Here is a 24618-nt window from a genome sequence, read left to right on the forward strand (position 1 = left end):
TGGGAGGCGGATAACATTATGGAGGAATATCGAATAGCAAATCCAGCTTTAGCAGATCAAGGCAAAATAAAGATTGCATGGGCATGGAGTTTTATGCCTGTTTTAAAGCTTCTTCAAGAGAAATTTAAACCAGAACGCTCCTTAAACGGTGTCAAGATAGCTGCCTGCCTACATCTTGAGGCGAAGACGGCTTGTCTTCTGAGGGCTCTTAAGGCTTTGGGTGCCGAAGTAATGGCTGCCGGGAGTAACCCCCTGTCAACACAGGACGATATTTGCGCAGCGCTGGTCGCTAACGGGATAAGGGTTTACAGCTGGCACGGAATGACAATGGACGAATATTACGGTAACCTGCATGCCCTGCTTGCCTGGTCTCCACAAATATTGATAGATGATGGAGGAGATTTGGTGACGCTTATTCACAAGGAGAGATCAGATCTCCTGCCTTATATAAAGGGCGGTTGCGAGGAGACAACTACGGGAATTAAGAGGCTGAAGGCGATGTCAAATGAGGGGATTCTGGCTTTTCCCATGCTAGCGGTCAATGATGCATTGAGCAAACATCTCTTCGATAACCGATACGGAACAGGCCAATCCGTATGGGATGCTATATGCAGGCTGACCAATATGTTGATTGCTGGAAAGGAAGTCGTCGTATGCGGGTACGGATGGTGCGGCAGGGGGGTAGCCTCCAGGGCGTCGGGGCTTGGAGCGCAAGTGACGATTGTCGAATCGGATCCCCATAGAGCTTTAGAGGCTTATATGGATGGTTTCAACGTAACCGACATGGCTACTGCAGCCCGGACAGGGGACATATTCGTAACTACCACGGGAAACATTAATGTGATCAGAAAAGAACATTTTGCCCTTATGAAAAATGGAGCGATTTTGGCCAATGCAGGTCACTTTGACGTCGAGATATCTTGTATTGATTTAAGTGAAATAGCGGCTAAAAAGTCAGTAACGCGCCCCGGTGTAACGACATACACGACCCATGATGGGAGATCTCTGCATCTGTTGGTAGAGGGAAGGCTGGTAAACCTTGCCGGTGGAGATGGCCATCCCATCGAAATCATGGATCTATCCTTTGCACTTCAGCTGTTATCGGTTCTTTATATTCATGAGAACGATCTCGAACCGGGACTTTACCCGGTTCCTTACGAGATAGACAGGGCAGTGGCTTCCTATAAGCTAGAAGCTTTAGGTATTAAACTGGAAGGGATGACTCCCGAACAAGAACAATATCTTGGAAGGTGGGAAGAATGAAGGCTTACAACCCAGATGTCGCAAGTACCTTAGAAGCTGACATAGTTTTCAGGGATGCTGTAGTACTGGATGGAGAGCGCGAGAGGGCGGAAATATGTGATGTTGCAGTGTCCAAAGGTCGTATTTCATCGATATTGCCGAAGGGCCACGGGACGAAGATAAGGGCCAAAGAAGAATGTTTGTGTGAAAGTAAAAAGGCACTGTTGCCGGGATTCGTGAACGCCCATACCCACGTGGCTATGACGCTGTTGCGTGGCCTTGGCGAAGAGGCTCCCTTGAAAGATTGGTTAGAAAAACACATATGGCCTGTTGAGGGAAAGCTCAAGTCCGATCACATACGAATAGGCACCCAACTGGGAATTATAGAAATGATAAGTGCCGGAGTTACTTGCTTTGGCGACATGTATTTTCACATGGACGAAGTAGCAAATGTGGCCCTGGAAATAGGTGTGAGGTGTGGACTTTGCCAGGGTTTAATCGGCAAAGATCCTCTCTTTTCGTTAAAGCTTAAGGAGGGTATTAAGCTTTACGATAATTGGCATGGCAAAGACGAAATGATAACCGTTCAGCTTGGTCCCCACGCACCTTATACCGTTTCGCCCAAGAAGTTGGCAAGGATAGCGGAAATTGCCAGAGGATTGCATGCAGGGATACATACTCATTGGCTTGAGACGGAGTGGGAAAAAAATTATATTATAAACGAATTAAAACAAGATCCGATCGGTCTTTTATATGAGACGGGACTTGCCGATATCGCATCCTTAGTTTTGGCTCATGGAGTATGGTTCCCCGAAGACAGGCTATCTGAGATAGCGAAGGATAACATAACCATTGTCCATAATCCAAACAGCAATATGAAACTTGGAAGCGGATTTGCCCCCCTATCCCAGATGATCCAAAAAAAGGTAAATGTGGCATTGGGAAGTGACGGTGCTGCCAGCAACAACAGATTGGATCCTTGGCTTGAGATGCGGACGGCATCTCTTATCCAGAAGGGGTTGCACAAAGACCCTACATTAGTAAAGTCAAAAGAGGCAATCCAAATTGCTACTGTTAACGGCTACAAGGCTTTGGGCTTTCCGAAGGCGGGTTTGATAAGGGAAGATTGGAAGGCAGATCTTATTTTAGTCGATCTCGACAAACCCCATTACGTTGGTTGGGATTTAAAAAACCTTGCCGGTTTTATTGTTTTTGCGGGAACCTCAACGGATGTGTGGGGAACAGTTGTGAACGGCAAATGGGTGTATAGGAATGGCGAATATACGACTGTAGACTACGAAAGGGTCATCCATGATTCTAAAGTGGCCAGAAAGGATTTGTTGAACAATTAGCAGCCAATGAATTATAATTCAAGATCAAGTCTTGTGCTTGTAAAGAAGGGAGGCTTCATTTTATTGTGATAAAGCGAAGCGGAAAGGAATTACGAGAGCTATTTCTATCATATTTCGAGCAAAAAGAACATAAAAGGTTTCCAAGCTTCAGTCTTATTCCGGATGATCCAACCTTGCTGTTTACCATAGCGGGCATGGTTCCCTTTAAGCCCTATTTTTTGGGGTTGAAGAAACCTGAGGTTCTGAGGGCCACTACATCGCAGAAATGTTTAAGGACCAACGACATAGAAAATGTAGGAAGGACCTCGAGGCATCATACGTTTTTCGAGATGTTGGGAAATTTCAGCTTTGGGGACTACTTTAAGGAACGAGCTATTCCATGGGCGTGGGAATTTTTAACGAAAGTAATTGGTCTCGATCCGGAGAGAATGTATGCGACGATTTATTTGGACGACGACGAAGCCTTCGAAATTTGGAATAAAGTTGTTGGCCTCCCTGAGAGTAAAATTGTACGCATGGGTGAGAAGGACAATTTTTGGGCTGCCGGCCCGATAGGTCCTTGCGGCCCCTGCTCGGAGCTGATATACGACCAAGGCCCGGCTTTTTCTTGTGGAAAGCCCGATTGTTTTGTAGGATGCGATTGTGATAGATATCTTGAAGTGTGGAATTTGGTGTTTATGCAATATAACAGGGACGAAGAAGGCAACCTTACACCTTTGCCAAAGAAAAACATTGATACGGGAATGGGATTGGAGCGTCTGGCATCTATTGTTCAGGGGGCCAGATCTGATTTCGAGACCGATCTGTTCTTGCCTTTGATTGAAAAGGTATCGCGCTTGTCAGGCGTCGAATATGCCGCAGATAAACGCTTTGATACGGCCATGCGGGTTATTGCCGATCATTTAAGGGCATTGGCATTCATGATAGCCGATGGCGTACTTCCCTCTAATGAGGGTAGAGGGTATGTCCTTAGAAGGTTGCTCAGAAGGGCGTCGCGTTATGGAAGAGTGCTCGGCCTCGATAGGCCTTTTTTGATTGAGCTGATGCCCGAATTGCTCGAGATCATGGCCGATCACTATAAAGAATTAGTGGAATATAGATCCACCATAGAATCTGTTATTAATCTGGAGGAGAAAAGGTTTAGCAGGACCTTGGATCAGGGGAGCGCTTTGCTTGAAGAGGAGATATCAAGGGTAATAAGATCCGGTAGCTCGGTACTATCGGGAGAAACGGCTTTTACTTTATACGACACATATGGTTTTCCCCTTGAATTGACCGAAGAGATATGTCAAGAGCAGGGCATTGAAGTCGATAGAGAAGAATTTGAGAGATGTATGGAGCGTCAGAGGGAAATGGCAAGAACTGCGAGCAAACAGCTTGCATCGATGGCGAAGAAAGAAGTTCATTCTACCCTTTTGGCTAAATTTGGTCCGACGAAATTCGTAGGATATGAGAGTGATGAAGCTGAATCGAAAGTTTTGGCCATATTAAAGGATTCTCGGGAGGTAGAGGAAGCTCATGAAGGGGAAGAGGTAGAAATCCTGTTGGCTGAAACTCCTTTTTATGCCGAAAAGGGCGGACAGGTGGGAGATAAAGGATGGATAGAAACGTCCACGGGTAAATTGGAGGTGCTTGATACATATTACTATCACGATGTGCTTATAGCTCATCGTGTCAGGGTTAAGTCGGGATATGTTTCAGCCGATGATGAAGCGAAAGCCAAGGTTGACCTTTCCCGAAGAAATGCCATTAGACGCCACCATACCTCTACCCATATTATTCACGAAGCCTTAACGCGTGTCTTGGGCCCCCACATTCGTCAAGCAGGCTCTTACGTTTCTCCCAATTACTTGCGGTTCGATTTTACCCATTTTGATGCAATATCTCGCGACGACATAGTAAAAATAGAACAAATTGCTAATGAGGTCATACAGGCCAACATCAAGTTGAACATCTTCGAGACATCAATGGAAGAAGCTAAGAAAATAGGTGCAAAGGCATTTTTCGATGAAAAATACGGGGATAGAGTGCGCGTCATTCAGATACCAGGTTATTGTGCCGAACTTTGTGGCGGATTGCACGTTAATGCTACCGGCGACATTGGCTTGACAAAAATAGTCAAAGAAGAAAGCATAGGATCGGGTTTGAGACGAATTACAGCCCTGGCAGGGATGGCAGCCGTAAGTCATTATCAAGAGTTGTTTGATCTTGTAGAAGATTTGACCTTAATTTCCGGCGTCGAAGCAGGATCTTTAAAGGAAAAGTTTACCGATGTGTTTCAGGAAATTAAAAATTTAAAAACAGAATTGCAAAGGTCTAATTTGAAACTTGCTTTGTCGCAATGCGATAAAATACTGTCTCAGCGCCAAATAGTGAATGGTTTTACCCTGTTGACAGGCAAATTCGAGGATTTGGATGCCGATATATTGCGCCAAGTTGGAGACCATCTCAAAAAAGGTCTCAAAAAGGTATTACTGGTTTTAGGCAGCTCTTTTGAAGGGAAGGTAGTTCTTGTCGCCATGGCAGACGAGGATGCTGTAAGAGATGGTATACATGCCGGTAAATTTATCAATAGGGTTGCGAAAATAGTTGACGGTGGAGGAGGAGGGAGACCTAATGTCGCCCAGGCCGGAGGAAAGAAGGTCGAAAAACTGGAAGATGCCCTAAATGCCGTACCTAGGATTTTAACCGAATTATTGGGGGTATAAGTCGATTGGAGCACATTTTGGCTTTAGATATAGGGAGCGTGCGTATAGGAATTGCAATCAGCGACCCCCTTGGCATATTTGCCCAAGGGGTTGGCTTTTTGAATGCCCAGGGCAGCTGGCTTGAAGATTTAACCTTACTTATAAGAAAACATAATGTGAAAAAGGTGGTTATAGGGCTTCCCATTCGCACAAACGGAAAAAAAGACAGGGAAGCTGATGCAATCAGTGATTTGACTGATAAATTGAAGGAAAAATTTCCAGATATCACCTTTATTTTGTGGGATGAGCGGTTTACCACAACTTTAGCGCAGAATTATTTGCGCGATAGCGGGATGTCGGGCAAGAAAAAAAGAAACAGAGTGGACATGATAGCTGCAACGGTGCTGCTTCAAAGTTATTTGGATTATAGTAATTTAACGAAGGACATCCCAAGTCGATGAAACATCAGGAGGGAAAAATGCACCTTAATAACAGAGGCAGAATTAAGCTGGTCGCCATCATAGGTCCTACCGCTGTGGGAAAAACGGCCATTTCCCTAAAGCTAGCGCCTGCTATCTCGGGCGAGATCATTTCCGTCGATTCTAGGCAGGTATATAGATATATGGACATTGGTACCGATAAGGTATCAAGAGAGGACAGGTTGCGCACAGTACATCATATTATAGACGTTGCCGACCCCGATGAGACTTTTACGGCAGCCCGTTTTGTCGAAGAGGCAGCCGGGGCTATCGATAGAATTATCGCAAGAAAAAAGATACCGTTACTTGTTGGAGGAACGCCTTTTTACTACAGCGCTTTACTTGGAGAAATGTTAACGGTTTCCATCGAAAGTGATCCTGAGATCAGGAAAAAGTTGCTTCAAGAGGCGGAAATTAAGGGAAAAAAGCACATGTACAATAAATTGGCGACAGTTGACCCCGATCTGGCTTTGAAAGTGCACACCAACGACTTGGTGAGAATTATTCGAGGTCTTGAAATATTTCATACGACAGGCAAGCCTGCCTCTTGGTGGCATAAACATGGAAAGAAAATAAAAAAACCTTACGATGTCCTCTATCTTGGTATAATTAGGCCCAGAGAACTGGCTTACAAAAATATAGAGTTAAGGGCGGAAAAGCAATTTCAAAGTGGACTAATCGAGGAGGTAAAATGGCTGTTGGGAAATAGATTTGACGAACGCTTCCATTCTATGCAGGGATTCGGATATAGGGAGGTTATTAAGTATATACGGGGAGTCTATAGCTTGGAAGAAGCACTATCGTACTACATAAAAGCCACGAAAGCCTTTTATAGAAGACAGATGACTTGGTTTAGGAAATTTAAACCCGCTTTATGGTATGATCTAAAAGAAGAGAACGAAGAAAAGGTTCTCGAAGATTTGAAAGGGAGAATCAAAAGACATTTGGGAGTTGTGTGAATTTGAATGAAATTGATAATAGGTAAACCATTGGGCTTCTGTTTTGGAGTGAAGAGGGCGATAGACGAGCTCGAAAAAGCGTTGAAGAAGTACGGAAGCATCTATGCCCTGGGCAGCCCAATTCATAACGAGGAAGAAGTTAAAAGGTTGAAATCCTTGGGCCTTAGATTGGTGGAGAGCGTAGAAGAATTGCCCTCTCAGTCGATAGTTTTCATAAGAGCTCATGGCACCACTCCAGAAGTTCTTAAGCAGGCAAAATATAAAGGATGCACAATTATAGATGGTACATGCCCGTCGGTAAAAAATGCCCAAGAGAAGGCACGCCTTCTGTCCGAAGAGGGCTACGAAGTTGTAATCGTTGGAGATCCAAACCATCCTGAAGTTCAAAGCATCAAAGGTTGTGTATCTGCTTATGCTAGTGTGATAAATTCATCTAAGGATGTTGCAACTTTTCCCAATAAAGATAAAATAGGCGTGGTTTCTCAAACTACCCAAGAAGAAGGGGCGTTACTCTCTGTAGTTAGCGCCCTAGTGCCCAAGGCTAGGGAATTGCGTGTTTACAATACTATTTGCAAGGCTACCTTGCATAGACAGGAAGCTGTAAGAAAATTGGCAGCCGATACGGAGGGAGTTATCGTTATTGGCGGGCATAACAGCACTAATACGGCGAAGCTTGTAGAAGTTGCCAAGAGGGAGGGATGCGACGTTCTTTGGATAGCTAACCCCCAGGAGATAGACGAATCTTGGCTTTATGGCAAGCATATAATTGGAATAGCTGCTGGAGCTTCTACTCCAGATTGGCTAATAAAAGAAGTAATTAGTTTATTATCACGTAGGTAGTCAAGGAGGATGGTTGGTAATGGTTGAGGAAGAAAGGCGAGAAGGGCAAGAACATATCGAATCGGAAATGGCAGGCTCTTCCGCGCAAGAATCACAAGAAACGATGGAAGATCTCATTACGCAGCACGGACCTGAGAACATCCACAGGGGCAAGGTTGTCGAAGGTGTCATAATTGACAAAAGCGGCGACGGATGGCTGGTCGACATAGGCTTTAAATGCGAGGGTTTTTTGCCTAAGCGTGAATGGACTCATAGCATATTGGTGGATGATAACGCTGAGCCAAATATTGGCGATGAAGTGCGTGCAGAGGTCACCAAGGTAGTACAAGGAGAGGAATCTCAAGTTCTCTTAAGCAGGTGGCGTTTGCTTTTTGATGAAAGATGGGAAGCGCTGGAAAACGCATTGAAGCAGAGGGAAACAATTGCTGTAATGGGACTGCGGAAGGTAAAAGGAGGGCTCATAGTAAATGCCTATGGCCTAGAAGGTTTCGTGCCCATATCCCATCTGGCTGAAGAGGGCAAGTTGGTAAATCCATCCAAATTTGTAAACCAGGAAATTGAGGTAAAATTATTGGAGAAGGATCGTAGGAAGAGAAGACTGATCTTTTCCAGGAGATTGCTTCTCGAAGAGGAATTGGCCCGAAAGAAAAAAGAATTCTTTGAAAACCTCGAAGAAGGAGATGTTCTGGAAGGTGTTGTGACGAGCATCACCTCCTTTGGAGCATTTGTCGATTTGGGCCCCGTAGAGGGTTTGGTACACATAAGTGAACTTTCCTGGAGCAAAAACGTAAAACCGCGCGATGTCGTCAAAAAGGGCAACAAGGTGAAGGTAAAAGTTTTGCATATCGATCCCGAACAGGAAAAAATTTCTTTGAGCATCAAACAAACTGAACCGGATCCCTGGGAAGTAATAGGCGAAGGCCTAAAACCAGGCGACAAGATCCACGGCCGAATAACAAATACCGTAGATTTCGGTGCCTTTGTAGAGATTAAACCTGGAGTCGAAGGTTTGATTCACATTAGCGATATTTCTTGGGGGCATATAGATCATCCCAGGGAAGTTTTGAAAAAGGGACAGGACATAGAAGTACAGGTACTGGATATCGATTTAGATCAAAAAAGAATCAGCCTAGGTTATAAGCAGCTTCATGACCCTTGGAGCACGATCATGGAGCGCTATCAGCAGGGACAGGATGTCACTGTTAGGGTTGTAAAAATTGTCGATTTCGGTGCCTTTGTCGAGATAGAAAGTGGAATAGAAGGGCTTATACACATATCTCAGATATCGAGACGCCATATAGATGACGTTTCAAAGGTCCTAAAAAAAGGTGACGAGGTAAAAGCCAGGATATTGGAGATAGATCCAAATGAGAAGCGGATTAGATTAAGCATTAAGGCGCTGGAGGAAGAAGAAAAAGAACAGGTACAGCGGGAGGAAAAAGCCGAGGGGAAGAGCAGGGTAACGGAAAACAAGAACAATAACGTACAACAAACCGAAGAAGATGGCGCAATCGTTACTATAGGGGATGTTCTGAGGGATCAATTTAAAGTTTAGCTCTTCGATTCTCAATGTGTGCATGATATAATTGTGTATGCTATAATAAAGGAAATCAAGTTGGCACTAACGGTAACAAAGAGGCGCGTTTTTTTAGCGCCTCTTTGTTCGGGAAAGGGGCAATCTAACGGTGGCTATTTTGGAAGTAATAAAGTATCCAAACCCGATATTGCGTTCCAAAAATAAAATCGTCACAGCCTTTAATGACGATTTAAAAAAATTGATAGAAGATATGTATGAAACTATGTATGCAAATGACGGATTGGGTTTAGCTGCCCCTCAAGTCGGGATCAATTTAATGGTTGCTGTGGTGGATTATGAAGGTAAGAAATACACTCTCGTCAATCCCGCTATTTTAGAAAAGAGGGGAGAACAAACAGGGCGAGAGGGATGCCTCAGCTTCCCAGAGGTCTTCGAAGATATCGAAAGGCCGGAAATAGTCAAAATCGAAGCCTTCGATGAAAATGGCGAAAAATATGCGATCGAAGCTTCTGGCTTGTTGGCTCGAGCCTTTTGCCACGAGATTGATCATTTGCACGGAAGGCTCATAATCGATATGGTGTCGCCCGTAAAGAGAAATATGATACAAAAAAAATTCAAAAAACTAAAAAAGGGTGTAACACATTGAAGATGTGGTATATGGGATCAGGATCTTGGGGAGCGCAGTGCTTAAGGGAATTAGCGAGGTTATCATACAACCCTGAGTTGGTTATAACGAGTGGGCCAAGGCCTTCAGGCAGAGGCTTGAGACGAAAACCGAATGATGTTGAAGAGATGGCATATTGGTTGGATATAGAGGTAAGGCGAAGCGAGAATATCAATGACGACGTGATTATTAAGGAAAAATTGATGTTAAATTCTCCCGAGTTAATAGTTGTAATTGATTTTGGACAGAAGATCAAAGAACCCTTTCTGTCTACACCTAAGTTTGGCTGTATAAATTTACACCCTTCCCTTTTGCCCAAATACCGGGGAGCTGCTCCAATTCAAAGAGCGATAATGGATGGACAACAAATCACAGGGGTCACGGTATTTAGGCTAACTGAATCATTGGATGCCGGTCCTATTTTAGCTCAAGATAAAGTATACATTGATTTAGACGATACTGCCGGAACTTTAGGCGAAAAACTTCGTTGCAGAGGTATAGAACTTCTTATAAATACATTAGACGCCCTTCCAAAAGGAATTTACGAATTTAGAGAACAGGACGAATCGGAAGCGACATACGCCCCAAAAATAACTAACGAAGAGGCCCTTTTCGATTTTAACGAAGAGGCTTTGAAGATCCATAATAAGGTCAGAGCGCTTAATCCGGAACCGGGAGCATATACGCTTATAAACGACAAAAGGCTTAAGGTTTGGAGAACGAAACTGATCAACAACGATGAAGTATTTGCTCCTGTCGGAACAATATTTAAGATTGTTGACGGTTTTCCCGTAGTGGCATGTGGAAAGGGTGCTGTTTTGCTCCTTGAAGTGCAACGAGAGGGTAAAAAGGTCGTTAATGGACGCTCCTTTTTAAATGGTTTGCGATTGCGTGAGGGGGATGTTTTGACTTGTTAATTTGGGATAATATCAGGCATGAAGCTTTAAAGAAATATAGATGGGGTAAAATAATTGCTGTAACCGGGAGGTTAGGCTCGGGAAAGACTGAGTTTTTGCTAAATCTGGCCAGCGCATTCAAAGCAAAAGGGGAAGAAATTACCATAGTTGATGTCGATATCACAAACCCTTACTTTTGCCTAAGAGATATAGCCTCGACTTTACAGAAAGAGGGTTATAAAGTCATCACTCCGCCGGGAGAAACGAAATGGAGCGATTTACCCCTTGTTAGTGCCGAAGTTCATAATGCCATTATGGACAACGGAAGGGTTTTGTTGGATATAGGTGGTGATGAAAAGGGCGCTCTAGCCCTTACACAACTTCTTCCCGAGATAGAACAACAGGACCACACGGTTTTGTATGTCGTCAATCCCTTTAGACCTATGAGTTCTACCGAAGAGGAAATAGAAAAGTTAAAACAGAACATCGAAAATGTTTCCGGTTTATCGATTGACGGCGTTATTTGTAATCCCCATTTGGGAAACGATACAGCAGTTGAAAATGTAGTTTCGGGGTATGAGGTGGTAAGAAATTATTCCATGAGGGACCAAATACCTCTGTATTATCTTAGCACCACGACCTCGAATTATGACGAAGTTGCAGAAAGGGTTAGAGATGCGGTTATTTGGCCTTTAACCCGAAAAATTCTAATGCCTTGGGAAAGGAGTGAGGTTTAAATGCCTAAAGGGCGAGTTGAGGTTTTGGAGGAAAAGTGCAAGAGCTGTGGTCTTTGTGTCGAAGCCTGTCCCAACAAGGTGCTCAAAATTTCCGATCGCATTAACAGTAAGGGCTACAGACCCGCGGAGCAGTTCAAAGAAGGATGCGTTGCATGCAAAATGTGTGCTATGATGTGCCCTGATGTAGCAATCGAGGTATACCGCGTAGAATCTTAAAAAAGTGGGGGTGTGATCAGTGTCCAATCGAGTTTTAATGAAAGGCAACGAGGCTTTTGCCGAAGCCGCCGTGCAGGCGGGATGTAAATATTTCTTCGGATATCCGATAACGCCGCAGAACGAAATACCGGAATATATGTCGAAGAGACTGCCTGAAGTTGGTGGGGTATACCTTCAAGCGGAGAGCGAAGTTGCCGGAATTAATATGATCTTTGGGGCAGCCGGAACCGGTTTTAGGACCTTAATCTCTTCTTCGAGCCCCGGCATTTCTTTGATGAGCGAAGGGATAAGTTACATTGCAGCTGCAGAGTTACCCTGTGTCATCATAAATGTGATGAGAGGGGGGCCGGGTTTAGGCGGTATCTTGCCAGCTCAATCGGATTACTTTCAGGCGACCAAGGGCGGTGGCCATGGCGATTACAGATTATTGACCCTTGCTCCTGGAACTTTACAGGAAGCCACGGAATTTATAATGATGGCCTTCGATTTAGCAGAATATTACCGCAATCCGGTCATGATCTTGGCCGACGGGTTCATGGGGCAGATGATGGAGGCAATAGAATTCAAAAAGGTAAAACTGAATTACGATATTCCCGATCCGAAGGAATGGGCAATAGGATATATGGCCGAAAGAGGCAAGAGAGCTTTAATAAAGAGCTTATCCTTAGACCCCGAGATGCTTGAGAAACACAATCAAAAACTTCAAGAAAAATATCGCAGGATGGAAGAGAAAGAAGTTCGATACGAGTCCGTTGGCGTAGAAGATGCTGATGTAGTAATTGCTGCATACGGGACCACTGCAAGAATTGCCAAGTCCTCGATAAAGAAATTGAGGGATCAGGGCATGAAAGTTGGTTTAATAAGACCGCAAAGCCTGTATCCCTTCCCTTATAAACCATTTAACGATCTTCCCGACGGAGTCAAACATGTTTTGGTCGTCGAGATGAGCTGTGGCCAAATGATAGAGGACGTGAAGCTGGGTGTGCAGGGCAAAGTTCCGGTAAGCTTTTACGGAAGGTGCGGCGGAATGGCACCATCGGTCGAAGAGATCGAAGAAGCCGCTAAAAAACTGCTAGGTTAATATAGGGGGGGACAGAGATGGCTGAAGTGAAGATATTTGAGCGCCCTAAATCAATGACCGATGTTTCAACACACTACTGTCCGGGATGCACTCATGGCATCGTTCATCGCTTAGTGGCCGAGGTTATAGATGAGCTTGGAATCCAGGAGAAGACAGTTGGCGTAGCACCGGTTGGCTGTGCCGTGTTGCTGTATAATTACATCAATACAGATATGTATGAGGCAGCCCATGGAAGAGCTCCTGCAGTTGCAACAGGCTGCAAGAGGGTAAGGCCGGATCTGACGGTTTTTACCTATCAAGGAGACGGGGACCTTGCTTCCATTGGTGCGGCTGAGATAGTACATGCTGCCAATAGAGGTGAAAATATAACTGTCATCTTTATCAATAATGCAATATATGGCATGACTGGCGGACAAATGGCCCCAACGACACTTCTTAAGCAAAGAACTACCACTTGTCCCTTCGGAAGGGATCCAAAGGCAAATGGTTATCCCATAAGAGTAGCAGAGATGCTCGCAACATTGGAGGCTCCAGGCTATATAGCTCGCGTTACCGTGGCGAGGCCAAAGTACGTGATAAAGACAAAGGAAGCCATTAAAAAGGCCTTCCAAACCCAGATCGACGGTAAGGGTTTTTCTCTAGTGGAAGTCCTTTCCACATGTCCGACCAACTGGGGTATGCGTCCCACAGAAGCTTTGAAATGGCTAGAAGAGAATATGATCCCTTACTATCCCTTGGGCGAGTTCAAGCTCCCCAATTAAGGTAGGTGAATCAGATGAGCTTTTATAGAGAAATGATTGCAGCAGGTTTTGGTGGCCAAGGGGTAATGCTTCTAGGTCAAATAGTTGCTCATGCGGCCTTAAACGAGGGCAATAATGTGATGTGGATTCCCTCCTATGGACCGGAAATGCGCGGTGGTACGGCTAATTGCAGTGTCATAGTAAGCGATGGCGAGGTAGCTTCTCCACTGGTGTCCTCTCCTGATGTCCTGGTCATCATGAATCAGCCTTCCCTTGCGAAGTTCGTGGGAAAACTGAGAAAGGGAGGTACACTGATTTACAACGAAGATCTCGTCACTTATGATAATCCTCGGGATGATGTAAATATAGTGAAAGTGAAGGCGAACAGCATCGCTATGGAATTGGGCAACGAGAAGGTAGCAAACATCGTGGTTCTGGGAGCTTTGGCAGAAACTGTCGATATAGCTTCAGCGGATGCCCTTAAAGAAGCTGTAAAAGAAATATTGGGTGCGAAAAAGGCCCATCTTCTTGAGATCAACATGAAAGCCTTTGAAAAGGGGCAGGAAGTTGGTAAGCAGTACGTAGCTCAGGCCAATTCTTAATCATGGATAAAAACGAGCAATGTATATCTTCTAGGGAAGTTTACAGTGGAAAGATAGTAAAATTAAACGTCGATGAAGTAAGGTTGTCCAATGGCCACGTAACCAGAAGAGAAGTGGTCAAACATGCTCCGGCGGTGGCAATTCTGGCTGTTAATGACAAAGGCGAAATTGTGTTAGTTCGCCAATTCAGATATGCGACAGGAAAAGAGTTGCTGGAAGTACCTGCCGGGATAATGGAAGAAGGAGAATCGCCAGCGGAGACGGCAAAGCGCGAACTTAGGGAAGAGATTGGATACGATGCGAGAAATATAGAACACATCGCTAGTTTTTACTCTTCTCCCGGTTTTGCGAACGAGATAATCCATCTTTTCTATGCAACGGAAATATTTCCTTCTAAGTTAGATGGCGATGAAGATGAAATAATAGAAAAGGTGATAGTTGCTCCTAAAGAGTGCCGACGCCTTATCGAAGACAAAAAAATTGAGGACGCAAAAACTTTTGCAGCGCTAATGTGGTATTTGAATCGTCGCAGGGATCAATGATCATTTGCGATCCGTTATCCCGGAGAAAATAGCTTTTAGGCTCAATTTAAATGTAAAATAAACCTACGCCCCTATTTTCAAAGGGCGTAGGTTTATTTTAAAGGGAGATGATAGAGGTGCCTGAAGAAAGTCATAAGCTGGTTCGCGACTTTGCAGGCTACCTTCGCCTGGAAAGGGGTTATAGCGAAAACACCATAGAGGCTTACATGACCGATATAGCCAAATGGATCAAGTTTTGCAGCAATCAAAATCTGGATCCAATCCCTCCCAGACACGAATATATGTCACGTTTTTTAAAGGCGATGGCATCGGAAGGAAAATCCAAAGCTTCCCTACAACGATATGCTGCGGCTATACGATCTTGGAATCGCTATCTGACCATAGAAGGGTGGGTTGACGGCGAACAGTGGTTGCCATCATTGCCCTCTAAGGAGCAAAAGTTGCCTCGAATTTTGAGCGAAGGCGAAATAGAGCGCCTGATTTCTTCCTGCAGAGACGGGTCTGTTCTTGGGGGGCGAGATGAAACTTTGTTTGAATTGGCTTACGGTTGTGGATTAAGAGCCTCAGAGGTTTGTTCTCTAGCCCTTGAAGATATAGACTGGCGTGCCGGAACCCTTAGAGTGATAGGAAAAGGCGATAAGGAGAGGGTAGTTCCTTTACTTGGTTCCGTGAAAGAAAAGTTGAGACATTATGTCGATGCCATACGGCCACTTCTTAACAGGAGAGAAGAACGCTGGTTATTTTTGACAAGGACCGGAAGAAAACTGCATAGAGAGGACCTGTGGAGGATTATTCGGCGAAGAGGAAAGGCAGCAGGAATACCGTCCGTAAGGCTTCATCCACACGTGTTGCGTCATTCGCTGGCTACTCATATGCTGAGGCGGGGATTAGATCTAAGAACACTACAGGAACTTTTAGGCCATGCTTCAATATCAACAACAGAACGATATACCCATCTTGATTTGGAGCTACGCGACATATACGATAAATGCCATCCCAGAGCTTAACCCATGATTGGAGGTTTTCCATTGAGGACTTTTATAATAATTCTAGACGGGTACGGCATAGGTGAGTCTCCTGACGCGAATTATTACGGTGATGAAGGCAGCAATACAGCCTATCATGTGGCTTTAGCTATGGGAGGCATTAATTTGGTTAACCTCGGTAAATTGGGATTGCCCTTAATTGTCGATTTGCCAGGAACGGCCGTCATGTGGCCTCCTTTGGCAGCTGTCGGAAGGCTGCGCGAGCTTTCGGCAGGCAAAGATACGACGACGGGGCATTGGGAACTGTCAGGAATTATTTTAACCAAACCCTTTCCAACTTTCCCAAGAGGTTTTCCAAACGAAATAATAGAAAGCTTTAAAAAAGCAATCGGACGAGACATCTTGGGCAATTATCCCGCGTCGGGAACGATGATAATAGAAGATCTCGGCCCGGAACATCTGAAGACCGGTTACCCCATAGTCTATACGTCTGCGGACAGCGTCTTTCAGATTGCTGCACATGAAGATGTAGTACCCGTTGAAACCTTATACGAATGGTGTAGGATAGCGCGCAATTTACTGCAGGGTCCAAATGGCGTGGCTCGCGTTATAGCTAGGCCCTTTGCAGGAACTCCCGGGAAGTTTTACAGAACACCGCGTAGAAGGGATTTTTCGCTCCCCCCGCCTAAGGACACGCTTCTTGACAAGCTGTCGATGAGCGGTTATGACGTTATAACTTTAGGCAAGCTCGACGACATTTTTGCCAATCGCGGCATCACGAAGCCAATACACTGCTCTAATAACGATGAATGTATGGAATGCCTCAAGGAGTACCAAGATAGAGACTTTAACGGGTTGCTATTTTGCAATTTAATTGACTTCGACATGAAATACGGTCATCGCAATGATCCTCCTGGTTATGCTAAAGCTTTGCTCAAGTTCGACGATTGGCTCGTGACATTTATAGAGGGCATGCGACCGACTGACTTATTGATTATCTCTGCCGATCATGGTAATGATCCTCTCACGAAAAGCACTGACCACAGTAGAGAATATGTTCCATTGCTATTCTATGGGGACATGGTTCGTCCAGGAAACTTCGGGACCTTCAACGGATTTTGTTGTCTTGGAAAGACTTTGGCGGATATTTATGGAGTTGATGGTAGGGAATTGGATGGCATATCTTTGGCTCCTGAGGTCTTAAAGCGCTCGATATTACATAATGAGGAGTGAGCATTCTTGACATACAGGGAAAAAATAGTTGAAGCAGTGAATTTTCTGCAGGAAAATATCCCAAAAACTCCAGAGATGGCTATAGTCTTGGGTTCCGGTCTTGGCGATTTCGTCGAAGAAATCGAAAGTTCGATAGTAATACCCTACAAAGACATTCCATTTTGGCCCGAATCCACTGTTCCCGGCCACGCCGGGCAGCTGGTCTGCGGAAATATAGGTAAAAATTACGTCGTAACGATGAATGGGAGGGTGCACTATTACGAAGGCTATTCCATGGATGAAGTGACTTTTCCTGTACGCGTTTGCGGGATGCTTGGTGTGAAAACTCTAATATTGACCAACGCCTCCGGAGGCATCAATTACGGGCTGTCTCCGGGCGATCTGGTGTTGACATATGATCACATAAACTTCATGGGCGTCAATCCTTTGAGAAGAAAAGATTTAGATGGTTTTGAGCCGCGGTTTCCGGATATGACCTTTCTTTACGATGAAGAATTAATGAAGCTTTGCGAAAAAATAGCATCCGATAACGGCATATCGTTAAAACGGGGTGTATACATAGCCTTCAGCGGGCCTTCTTTCGAGACTCCTGCTGAGATCAGAATGGCACGAATAATGGGAGCAGATGTGGTGGGCATGTCTACCGTTCCGGAAGCCATGGTGGCGAGGCAGATGGGCATGAGAGTATGTGCCATTTCATGCGTTGCGAATTATGCTGCAGGGATGGAGGCCAAACCGTTAACCCATGAAGAAGTGTTGGAAGAAATGAAAAAAGCATCGAAAAAATTAAAGGTCCTTTTACGTGGTCTTTGCAATTACTGTAGCGGATAGTCCCGCAAAGAGTAATCATAATTTCAAACGCATCCATTCGTTGTGCTCGAGGTCGATCCATAACAGATGATCTGTCAATAACCCCTCTTTTTTTAAAAGCAGTTTAATAGCTTCGTTGGCCTGCAAAGTAGCTATTAAGGCTGGTGTTTGGGGAGGGTTGCCGAGTTTTACCTCTATTCCTTTGTCTGGAGCGTCGTTACCTAAAGCTTCTAAGGGATGCGATTCTCCAGGCATGACCACCTTCAGTTGTCCCACAAATCCTCCTATCGCGCCGTGAACGACAGGTATTCCTTTTGCTTTGCAGACCTGGAAAAGAAGGAATCTGGAGCGGTTGTTGTCCAAAGCGTCTATAGCAAGATCCATTCCATCCACCAACCTTTGGGCCGTACTTTCGTCGAACACGCATGAACAGGCTTCCGCTTCAATCCCGGAGTTTATATTTTTAACCCTTTTGGCAGCAATAAGAGCTTTGGGTTTATACATATCATTTTCGGTTGCAATGATTTGCCTATTCAGGTTGTGTGGTTCGAAACGATCGCCATCTACCAATCGCAGATATCCAACGCCTGCTCGTGCCAATATTTCTAAGTTCCACCCCCCTAAGCCGCCACAGCCTACTATAAGGATTTTGCTCTTCAATAAAATGAGTTGTCCGGATATTCCGTAAGTGCCAATGTTTCTCTCGTAACGTTCGGGAATTAAACCGTTTTCGAGAAGCTCTATTTCTATCAATTTGACGGGCGTCTTGTTTTCCTCCGATATAATTTTTATAGATTCAAAAGGGATAACGATTTTATCGTTCTTTCTGTAGCTTTCGGCCTTCAGTTTTTCTATAATATCCGTCATCATATATCAGACCCTCCTATCGGCAATGAAGTGAAAGGAGCATTATTGGGTTGAACAAAATATTTCTCAATTATATGCCTCTAGTGTTGAAGATGGCTTCTATGCTGTCTAACGGCGACCCGCATTTAAAAGAAGATTTGGTTCAAGAAGGTTATATAGGATTATATCACGCTATTAGAAAATATGATGAAAATAGAGGGCATTTTCCGGCATTTGCAAGAACCTGCGTCCGTAATGCCATGATATCCTACTTGAGAAAAAACAAGACGAAGGATTACGTTTCTTTGGACGCTGCAGCGGAAGTATCGGACGATTTGGACGTGGATGAGAAGTTGAAACAAAAGGAATTTTTGAAGAATTTGTATGATTTGTTGACACCAATGGAGAAAGATGCTTTAAGAACCCTCCTTATCAGCGGCAACATCGCAGACGCTGCGAATCTTTTGTCATGGCCGTACAAAAAGATGGAGAATGCCATAACAAGGGTCAGGAAGAAAGCGAGGCTTTTAATGAAACTGGACAAGGAAGGGGAATGATTATAAGATTTAAAGGATCGAGGAGGCGGTTGGTCGCTGGTGCGACCCCCAGACTTCAAATCTGGTGTGGGTCAGCGAGGGCTGGCCCGGGTGGGTTCGATTCCCACGCGCCTCCGCCAAGGAGGATTAACTTATTGCAGACTATTAAAGTAGTCATCGCAAACAGGCATAGATTATATCGTGAATGCATAAAGCGTATGTTGGAGTTGGAAATGGATATTTCGGTGGTGGGAGAGATATGCCGTACTGAAGAGATGCGGGATGTTATCAGTTCCCTGCGCCCCGATGTCATTGTGTATGACGATGAGCTTCTAGATAAAGATAGTATTGGGCCCATTCGCGAACTCTCCAAAGAGTTTACGCCCTTTAGGTGTGTTTTGTTGACTTCCAAAGAGAATAATTATCACGATAGATTGCAGAATCTGAGGAAGTCAGGCATATATGGATGTATACTGAAATCTTCCAAGGCAGAGGATCTTTTGTCGGCAATTCGTAACGTGGCCAAGGCCGATCCTTATAATGATCCAAGATTGGAGACATACAAAAAAACTGTCTCGCTAATCGAGGAAGATACAGCTCAACTTTATCACCTTACTCCACGGGAGAAGGAAGTCCTCTATTGGTTATCCCAGGGCTTTTCTAACCAGAACATCGCTAAGATAATGTTTTTGTCCGAAAAAACCGTTAAAAACCACGTCAGTCGCATTCTGAAGAAACTCGATTTTCCCGACAGAACGCAGGCCGCCGTTTTTGCGTGGAAGGCGGGGCTTGCTCAATACAGCCCCGACCAATTTTACGAAATCCTCGGCAAAACGCAGTAATTGTAATATTTGAGGGCGCAAACCTCTCTATCATTGTTCTTTCTTTTTCCAACGCGTACCTAGAGGAGTATCTTCCAATATTATCCCTTTAGAGGCCAGTTCGTTCCGTATAGCATCTGCCCTTGCGAAATCCCGTTTTTTTCTCGCCGCCTCCCTTTCTTTTATGAGCCCTTCGATCTCACTGCTCGATAATGTTCCGGCAAACTCTTCTCCTATCGTATTTATTCCAATAACTCCTAATATGTTCTCAACGGTTTCAAAAAAATCCTTGGACTTGATCAAGGCCTGTTTATCTAATGTCTCATTTTCCTTCAAATAATTATTCAGATCTCTGACGACTTCGAAAACCGCTCCCAACGCTCCGGCCGTATTGAAATCATCGTCCAGGGCGTTGCAAAACCTCTTGTAACCATTATTTACGACATCCTCGAGCCACGTATCGGGAGTATTTTTTTCTTGGCTTCGCTCCATATAAAACAAGAGATCGGAATAACAATTGCGAAGTCGCTGCAAGCTTTTTGTGGCCTGAATTAGAGAGTCGTCCGAGAAATCGAGGGGACTTCTGTAGTGGGCAGCCAATATGAAAAGCCTTACGGCCAAGGGCTGGAAGTTCTTCCTAATCTCGCGTACGTTGAGAATGTTGCCTAAAGATTTGGACATCTTTTCTTTGTTTATCAATAGATAACCATTGTGTATCCAGAATCTCACAAACTGTTTACCCGTTGCCGCCTCCGCTTGGGCAATTTCGTTTTCGTGATGCGGAAAGATAAGATCACTTCCTCCTCCATGAATATCGATGGTATCACCTAAATATTTCATGGCCATGGCACTGCATTCTATGTGCCATCCCGGTCTTCCGTGACCCCAAGGACTGTCCCACCAGGGCTCGCCTTCCTTTTTGGCCTTCCATAGGACAAAATCAAGAGGGTGTCTTTTTCTTTCGTCAACTTCAATTCTTGCCCCTGCCTGGAGTTCTTCCAAGCTTTGACCGGACAACTTTCCATAATTGGGATAACTTTTGACATCGAAGTAAACGTTACCGTCTATGATATAAGCATGCCCATTTTCTATAATGCGGGATATGAGTCGAATGATGTCGTCAATGTGCTCTGTAGCTTTTGGATGTACTGTAGCTTGTCTTACTCCCAATGGTATAATGTCCTCGAAATAGGCCTCTATGAATTGTTCGGCTAGTTCTTTGACGGTTATTCCGAGTTGATTAGCTTTATTGATCATCTTGTCATCTATATCCGTGAAGTTTTGCACATAAATGACCTCGAAACCCTTGTATTCCATGTATCGTCTCAGGGCATCGAAGACGACAAAGGGCCTTGCGTTACCGATGTGTATGTAATCGTAAACGGTTGGGCCACAAACGTAAAAGCCGATTCTGCCCGGACTGACAGGAGCGAACTCCTCCTTACGTCGCGTAAGGTCGTTATATAATACTAAACCCATATTGCTCTCTCCCTTCTTATATGACAAAATCCCAATAATAATCCTATAATAAGAACAAAGAATTAGGAAGCCCGGAGGTAGTTGGGAAAATATAAGATGCCAAGAAAAAAAGAAGTCGAACAAAGCGTGCCAACTTATTTATCTGAAAAGGTAAGAAACCTTCCGAACAGGCCGGGGGTTTATATATTTCATGGCGAGGAAGACAAGATATTGTATGTCGGGAAGGCGAAGTCCCTGAAAAAAAGAGTTTCGTCATATTTTCGGCATAATGGGTTTGCCTCCCCAAGATTGAGAAAGCTCGTGGAGCTAATCAGAGACATATCCTTCATAAGGACGGAAACGGAAGCAGAAGCCCTAATTGTTGAAGCCCGTTTGATAAAGCATTATCAACCTTTTTTCAATATAGAACTTAAAATGGGAGAACGTTATCCCTATATTAAAATTACCAGGGATCCCTACCCCAAAGTGGAGATAACCAGACATAAGGCCGATGATGGCTCCACTTACATCGGCCCCTATACAAGAGTAAAGGAACTTAGACAGGTTTTGAGACTTATGGAGCGTTATTTTCCTTTGAGAAACTGCAGTTTGAATTTGAAGGAAGCTCCCGTCCAAAGTCGACCCTGTCTCAGGTATAACATGGGTAAATGCCTTGGGCCATGTGCGGGTCTTTGCACTCAAAGGGAATATCAGGAATTGGTCGATGATGTAATACTTTTCTTGAGGGGGCAAACAAGTGCATTGGTTGAAAGCCTCAGAAAGAAAATGAATGAAGCCGTGGAATCTCTTGCTTTTGAGAAGGCAGCCTTTTATAGAGATGCAATAAGGGCCATTTGGCGTTTAAGCAGACAACAGATCTCTTTTGCTCTTCGAGATCCTTTGGATAAAGAGATTTGGAAAGCCCTCGAAAGGCTGCAGGAAGTCTTGGGTATAGCCTTCCCCTTTTGGAGAATAGAAGGATGCGACATTTCCCATTTGTCCGGAAGGGAGACCTATGGAGTCTTTGTGGTTTTCGAACAGGGTATGCCAAATCCTTCTTTATATCGTCGTTATGTCATTAAAACGGTGGAGGGAATAGATGATTTTCGTTCAATTGAAGAAATAGTCCGAAGGCGATATTCGTCGCTCTTAGAGAAAAACATGCCTTTGCCCCAACTTCTATTGGTAGATGGTGGCGCGCTACAGCTTTCTTTTGCTTTGAAGGCTTTAAATGAACTGGGAATAGAGAACATTTATGCAGTTGCTTTGGCCAAAGAGGAAGAAGAGCTTTATTTGCCCGACTCCAGGAGACCTCTGAAGCTCCCTTTGGATGACCCAGGGTTGAACCTTCTCAGAAAGATCAGAGATGAGGCTCACAGGTTTGCCCTTTCGTCGCACAACAACAAATTCAATAAACGCTATAGTCGTTCGGCCCTGGAAGACATTCCCGGAGTGGGAAAAAGAAGGGCGGCAGCCCTTCTCGCTGCTTTTGGCAGCGTATCCCACATAGCTTCTAAAACTCCGGAGGAATTGGAAAAGGTAGACAATATTGGACCAAGGTTGGCAAAGCATATTCTTATGTATTTAAAAGGTGATAATGATAATGAAAGTATCGGAAAAAAGACAAAATGAATATTATATGCGTATTGTACTCAGCTTGGCCAGAAGGGGGACAGGCAGGACAAGCCCAAATCCGAGGGTCGGTTGTGTCGTTGTCAAGGACGATAAAATTGTTGGCACGGGTTTTCATAGATGCCCTGGATCTCCACATGCCGAGGTCATGGCTTTATCAATGGCCAAGGATATGTCTAGAGGGGCGACGCTTTACGTAAATTTGGAACCATGTATACATTATGGCCGCACCCCTCCCTGCGCTCCTTTGATAGTTGAAAGGGGAATAAAAAGGGTGTTCATTTCAACGGAAGATCCCTTTCCCAAGGTCAGGGGAAGAGGGGTTGAGTATCTTCGTTCGCATGGTGTGGAGGTTGTCTCCGGCGTGCTCAGCGATGAGGCGAGATGGCTGAACAGAGGTTTTTTAAAAGTATTTGAAGAAGGTCGGCCATGGATTACCTTGAAAGCTGCAATGAGTTTGGATGGTGATGTAGCTCTTTCGGACGGAAGCAGCCGTTGGATAACTGGGCGAAGCTCTCTCAAGCGATCTCACTTGCTTCGTGCCGAAGCGGATGCCGTCCTCGTAGGAATAGGGACAATATTGAAAGATGACCCGGAGTTGACTGTAAGATATGTAGAGGGAGAACACCCCCTTAAGATCATCTTGGATACACATTTAAGAATTCCTATCAACGCCAAGGTGTTTAAAGAGGGCGATGTTTTAGTGGTGACATCCAAAGGCTCCTCCCCTCAGAAGGTGGAGGAGATAATTTCGAGAGGGGCAGGGGTAATGCAGATTCCTACCGATTCCCGAGGGTTCCTGGATATAAAGGAAATGGTCTGTAAGTTGCCCTCTATGGATGTGCACTATTTGTTGGTCGAAGGTGGGCCAAATGTGCTATCTTCTTTTTTTGATGCTAAGTTGTTCGATGAGATGGCTCTTTTCTACGCTCCCAAGATAATGGGCCGAGGGAAGGGCGCCTTTTCGGGATTATCCTTAATGTCCATGTCCGAAATTCCCATTGGAAGGATACGGGGTATGAAGAAACTGGACGATGATCTCTTTTTGGAGGTCGATATGTAATGTTTACGGGCTTAGTCGAAACAATTGGCATAGTGTTGTCCCTGGATAGGCGTGGCGATGTAACGAACTTGACGATTGAAGCTCCAGAGATTTCGGGGGAACTTGCCCTAAACGAATCTGTTTCTGTCTCGGGTGCATGTCTAAGCGTCGTCAAAAGAGAACGGTCCTGTTTTGTGGCTGAAATGATGGGAGAAACAGTTACTGTGACCAAGTTGGGCTTTTTAAAGCCCTTTGACAAAGTAAACTTAGAGAGGGCTTTAAAAGTAGGCGATCGCCTGGGTGGTCATATAGTATTGGGTCATGTGGAAGGTGTTGGTTTTGTAAGCGGGATATCGAGGAAGACGGAGACTATCGCGTTGAGAGTTAAAGCCGACCCTTCTCTGATTCGTTATATTCTCCCAAAGGGATCCATTGCCGTCGATGGCGTTAGTTTGACGGTTATAGATGTTGAAGAAAATTTATTTACTGTTGGTGTCATTCCAAGCACGCTAAAGCTTACGACCCTTGGCGATCTCAAGGTGGGGGATATGGTGAATCTTGAAACGGATATAATAGGCAAATATATAGAACGGTTTTTGAGGGGGCCGCTTAGTTCTAGCGGAGAAAGACAAAACGATTTAACATGGGAAAAATTAGCTCGTTACGGTTGGAGTTAATGG

General features: G+C 44.6%; 25 protein-coding genes and 1 tRNA gene. 24 read left to right on the forward strand and 2 right to left on the reverse strand.

Features of this window, described 5'->3' with window-relative positions; genetic code table 11:
- The first annotated feature begins 18 nt into the window (after positions 1-18).
- The 18 genes from HMPREF1705_RS08640 to HMPREF1705_RS08725 all read left to right on the forward strand — a co-directional run bounded on the left by HMPREF1705_RS08640 (position 19) and on the right by HMPREF1705_RS08725 (position 17624).
- Positions 19-1263, forward strand: a complete 1245-nt coding sequence (locus tag HMPREF1705_RS08640) for an adenosylhomocysteinase (protein ID WP_057940941.1) — start codon at positions 19-21, stop codon at positions 1261-1263.
- Entirely contained in the window at positions 1260-2594 is a 1335-nt protein-coding gene (locus HMPREF1705_RS08645; protein ID WP_009201175.1) for an amidohydrolase, read from the forward strand. The genes HMPREF1705_RS08640 and HMPREF1705_RS08645 overlap by 4 nt, the downstream gene beginning before the upstream one ends.
- A gap of 65 nt (positions 2595-2659) precedes the next feature.
- A complete protein-coding gene (gene alaS, locus HMPREF1705_RS08650; protein ID WP_009201174.1) occupies positions 2660-5302 on the forward strand; it encodes an alanine--tRNA ligase in 2643 nt (880 codons plus the stop codon).
- Between the two features lie 5 nt (positions 5303-5307).
- Positions 5308-5742, forward strand: coding sequence for a Holliday junction resolvase RuvX (gene ruvX / locus HMPREF1705_RS08655; protein ID WP_009201173.1), 435 nt, complete (start codon positions 5308-5310; stop codon positions 5740-5742).
- Between the two features lie 17 nt (positions 5743-5759).
- Positions 5760-6719, forward strand: a complete 960-nt coding sequence (gene miaA / locus HMPREF1705_RS08660) for a tRNA (adenosine(37)-N6)-dimethylallyltransferase MiaA (RefSeq protein ID WP_040348037.1) — start codon at positions 5760-5762, stop codon at positions 6717-6719.
- Between the two features lie 6 nt (positions 6720-6725).
- Positions 6726-7559 (forward strand): 4-hydroxy-3-methylbut-2-enyl diphosphate reductase, encoded by an 834-nt coding sequence (locus HMPREF1705_RS08665; protein WP_009201171.1) that lies wholly within the window; start codon positions 6726-6728, stop codon positions 7557-7559.
- Positions 7560-7578: 19 nt separating this feature from the next.
- Complete coding sequence (locus HMPREF1705_RS08670) at positions 7579-9114, forward strand: S1 RNA-binding domain-containing protein (RefSeq protein ID WP_009201170.1); 1536 nt, start codon at positions 7579-7581, stop codon at positions 9112-9114.
- A gap of 130 nt (positions 9115-9244) precedes the next feature.
- Entirely contained in the window at positions 9245-9742 is a 498-nt protein-coding gene (def, locus tag HMPREF1705_RS08675; RefSeq protein ID WP_009201169.1) for a peptide deformylase, read from the forward strand.
- A gap of 2 nt (positions 9743-9744) precedes the next feature.
- The gene (gene fmt, locus HMPREF1705_RS08680; protein WP_009201168.1) at positions 9745-10677 is read left to right on the forward strand and encodes a methionyl-tRNA formyltransferase; all 933 of its coding nucleotides are present in this window, start codon (positions 9745-9747) and stop codon (positions 10675-10677) included.
- On the forward strand, positions 10671-11393 hold the full coding sequence (locus tag HMPREF1705_RS08685; protein WP_009201167.1) for a nucleotide-binding protein: 723 nt from the start codon (positions 10671-10673) through the stop codon (positions 11391-11393). The genes fmt and HMPREF1705_RS08685 overlap by 7 nt, the downstream gene beginning before the upstream one ends.
- The gene (locus HMPREF1705_RS08690; protein WP_009201166.1) at positions 11394-11609 is read left to right on the forward strand and encodes a 4Fe-4S dicluster domain-containing protein; all 216 of its coding nucleotides are present in this window, start codon (positions 11394-11396) and stop codon (positions 11607-11609) included. It begins immediately after the preceding gene.
- Positions 11610-11628: 19 nt separating this feature from the next.
- The gene (gene vorB / locus HMPREF1705_RS08695) at positions 11629-12690 is read left to right on the forward strand and encodes a 3-methyl-2-oxobutanoate dehydrogenase subunit VorB (protein WP_111089601.1); all 1062 of its coding nucleotides are present in this window, start codon (positions 11629-11631) and stop codon (positions 12688-12690) included.
- Between the two features lie 17 nt (positions 12691-12707).
- The gene (locus HMPREF1705_RS08700; RefSeq protein WP_009201164.1) at positions 12708-13451 is read left to right on the forward strand and encodes a thiamine pyrophosphate-dependent enzyme; all 744 of its coding nucleotides are present in this window, start codon (positions 12708-12710) and stop codon (positions 13449-13451) included.
- A 14-nt stretch (positions 13452-13465) separates the two neighbouring features.
- A complete protein-coding gene (locus tag HMPREF1705_RS08705) occupies positions 13466-14032 on the forward strand; it encodes a 2-oxoacid:acceptor oxidoreductase family protein (RefSeq protein WP_009201163.1) in 567 nt (188 codons plus the stop codon).
- Positions 14033-14034: 2 nt separating this feature from the next.
- The gene (locus HMPREF1705_RS08710) at positions 14035-14574 is read left to right on the forward strand and encodes an NUDIX hydrolase (protein ID WP_009201162.1); all 540 of its coding nucleotides are present in this window, start codon (positions 14035-14037) and stop codon (positions 14572-14574) included.
- Between the two features lie 107 nt (positions 14575-14681).
- Positions 14682-15581 carry a tyrosine-type recombinase/integrase gene (locus tag HMPREF1705_RS08715; protein ID WP_083489974.1) on the forward strand — a complete coding sequence of 300 codons (900 nt, stop codon included), beginning with the start codon at positions 14682-14684 and terminating at the stop codon, positions 15579-15581.
- A 21-nt stretch (positions 15582-15602) separates the two neighbouring features.
- Entirely contained in the window at positions 15603-16793 is a 1191-nt protein-coding gene (locus HMPREF1705_RS08720) for a phosphopentomutase (protein ID WP_207382509.1), read from the forward strand.
- Positions 16794-16799: 6 nt separating this feature from the next.
- Positions 16800-17624, forward strand: coding sequence for a purine-nucleoside phosphorylase (locus tag HMPREF1705_RS08725; protein WP_009201159.1), 825 nt, complete (start codon positions 16800-16802; stop codon positions 17622-17624).
- A 15-nt stretch (positions 17625-17639) separates the two neighbouring features.
- Here the strand turns inward: HMPREF1705_RS08725 and HMPREF1705_RS08730 are convergent, their stop codons facing one another.
- Positions 17640-18473, reverse strand: a complete 834-nt coding sequence (locus HMPREF1705_RS08730; RefSeq protein ID WP_009201158.1) for a HesA/MoeB/ThiF family protein — start codon at positions 18471-18473, stop codon at positions 17640-17642.
- Positions 18474-18520: 47 nt separating this feature from the next.
- On the opposite strand from HMPREF1705_RS08730, the gene HMPREF1705_RS08735 reads away from it, so the two are divergent.
- The 3 genes from HMPREF1705_RS08735 (at position 18521) to HMPREF1705_RS08745 (ending at position 19827) form a co-directional block, all read left to right on the forward strand.
- Positions 18521-19006, forward strand: a complete 486-nt coding sequence (locus tag HMPREF1705_RS08735; protein WP_242603575.1) for a sigma-70 family RNA polymerase sigma factor — start codon at positions 18521-18523, stop codon at positions 19004-19006.
- Between the two features lie 21 nt (positions 19007-19027).
- Positions 19028-19125 (forward strand) — tRNA-Sec (locus tag HMPREF1705_RS08740).
- A 15-nt stretch (positions 19126-19140) separates the two neighbouring features.
- A complete protein-coding gene (locus HMPREF1705_RS08745; protein ID WP_040348030.1) occupies positions 19141-19827 on the forward strand; it encodes a response regulator transcription factor in 687 nt (228 codons plus the stop codon).
- A gap of 30 nt (positions 19828-19857) precedes the next feature.
- Here HMPREF1705_RS08745 and cysS read toward each other — a convergent pair whose 3' ends face one another.
- Positions 19858-21285, reverse strand: coding sequence for a cysteine--tRNA ligase (cysS, locus tag HMPREF1705_RS08750; RefSeq protein WP_009201155.1), 1428 nt, complete (start codon positions 21283-21285; stop codon positions 19858-19860).
- Positions 21286-21381: 96 nt separating this feature from the next.
- On the opposite strand from cysS, the gene HMPREF1705_RS08755 reads away from it, so the two are divergent.
- From HMPREF1705_RS08755 to HMPREF1705_RS08765, 3 genes are read left to right on the forward strand one after another with little or no spacing between them, the layout of a single operon-like run.
- Positions 21382-22896, forward strand: coding sequence for an excinuclease ABC subunit UvrC (locus tag HMPREF1705_RS08755; protein ID WP_009201154.1), 1515 nt, complete (start codon positions 21382-21384; stop codon positions 22894-22896).
- Entirely contained in the window at positions 22868-23959 is a 1092-nt protein-coding gene (gene ribD, locus HMPREF1705_RS08760) for a bifunctional diaminohydroxyphosphoribosylaminopyrimidine deaminase/5-amino-6-(5-phosphoribosylamino)uracil reductase RibD (protein WP_040348027.1), read from the forward strand. The genes HMPREF1705_RS08755 and ribD overlap by 29 nt, the downstream gene beginning before the upstream one ends.
- On the forward strand, positions 23959-24615 hold the full coding sequence (locus tag HMPREF1705_RS08765; protein WP_009201152.1) for a riboflavin synthase: 657 nt from the start codon (positions 23959-23961) through the stop codon (positions 24613-24615). The genes ribD and HMPREF1705_RS08765 overlap by 1 nt, the downstream gene beginning before the upstream one ends.
- Positions 24616-24618: the final 3 nt, after the last annotated feature.

It is taken from the genome of Acetomicrobium hydrogeniformans ATCC BAA-1850 (genome assembly GCF_000160455.2).
Lineage (GTDB): Bacteria > Synergistota > Synergistia > Synergistales > Acetomicrobiaceae > Acetomicrobium > Acetomicrobium thermoterrenum.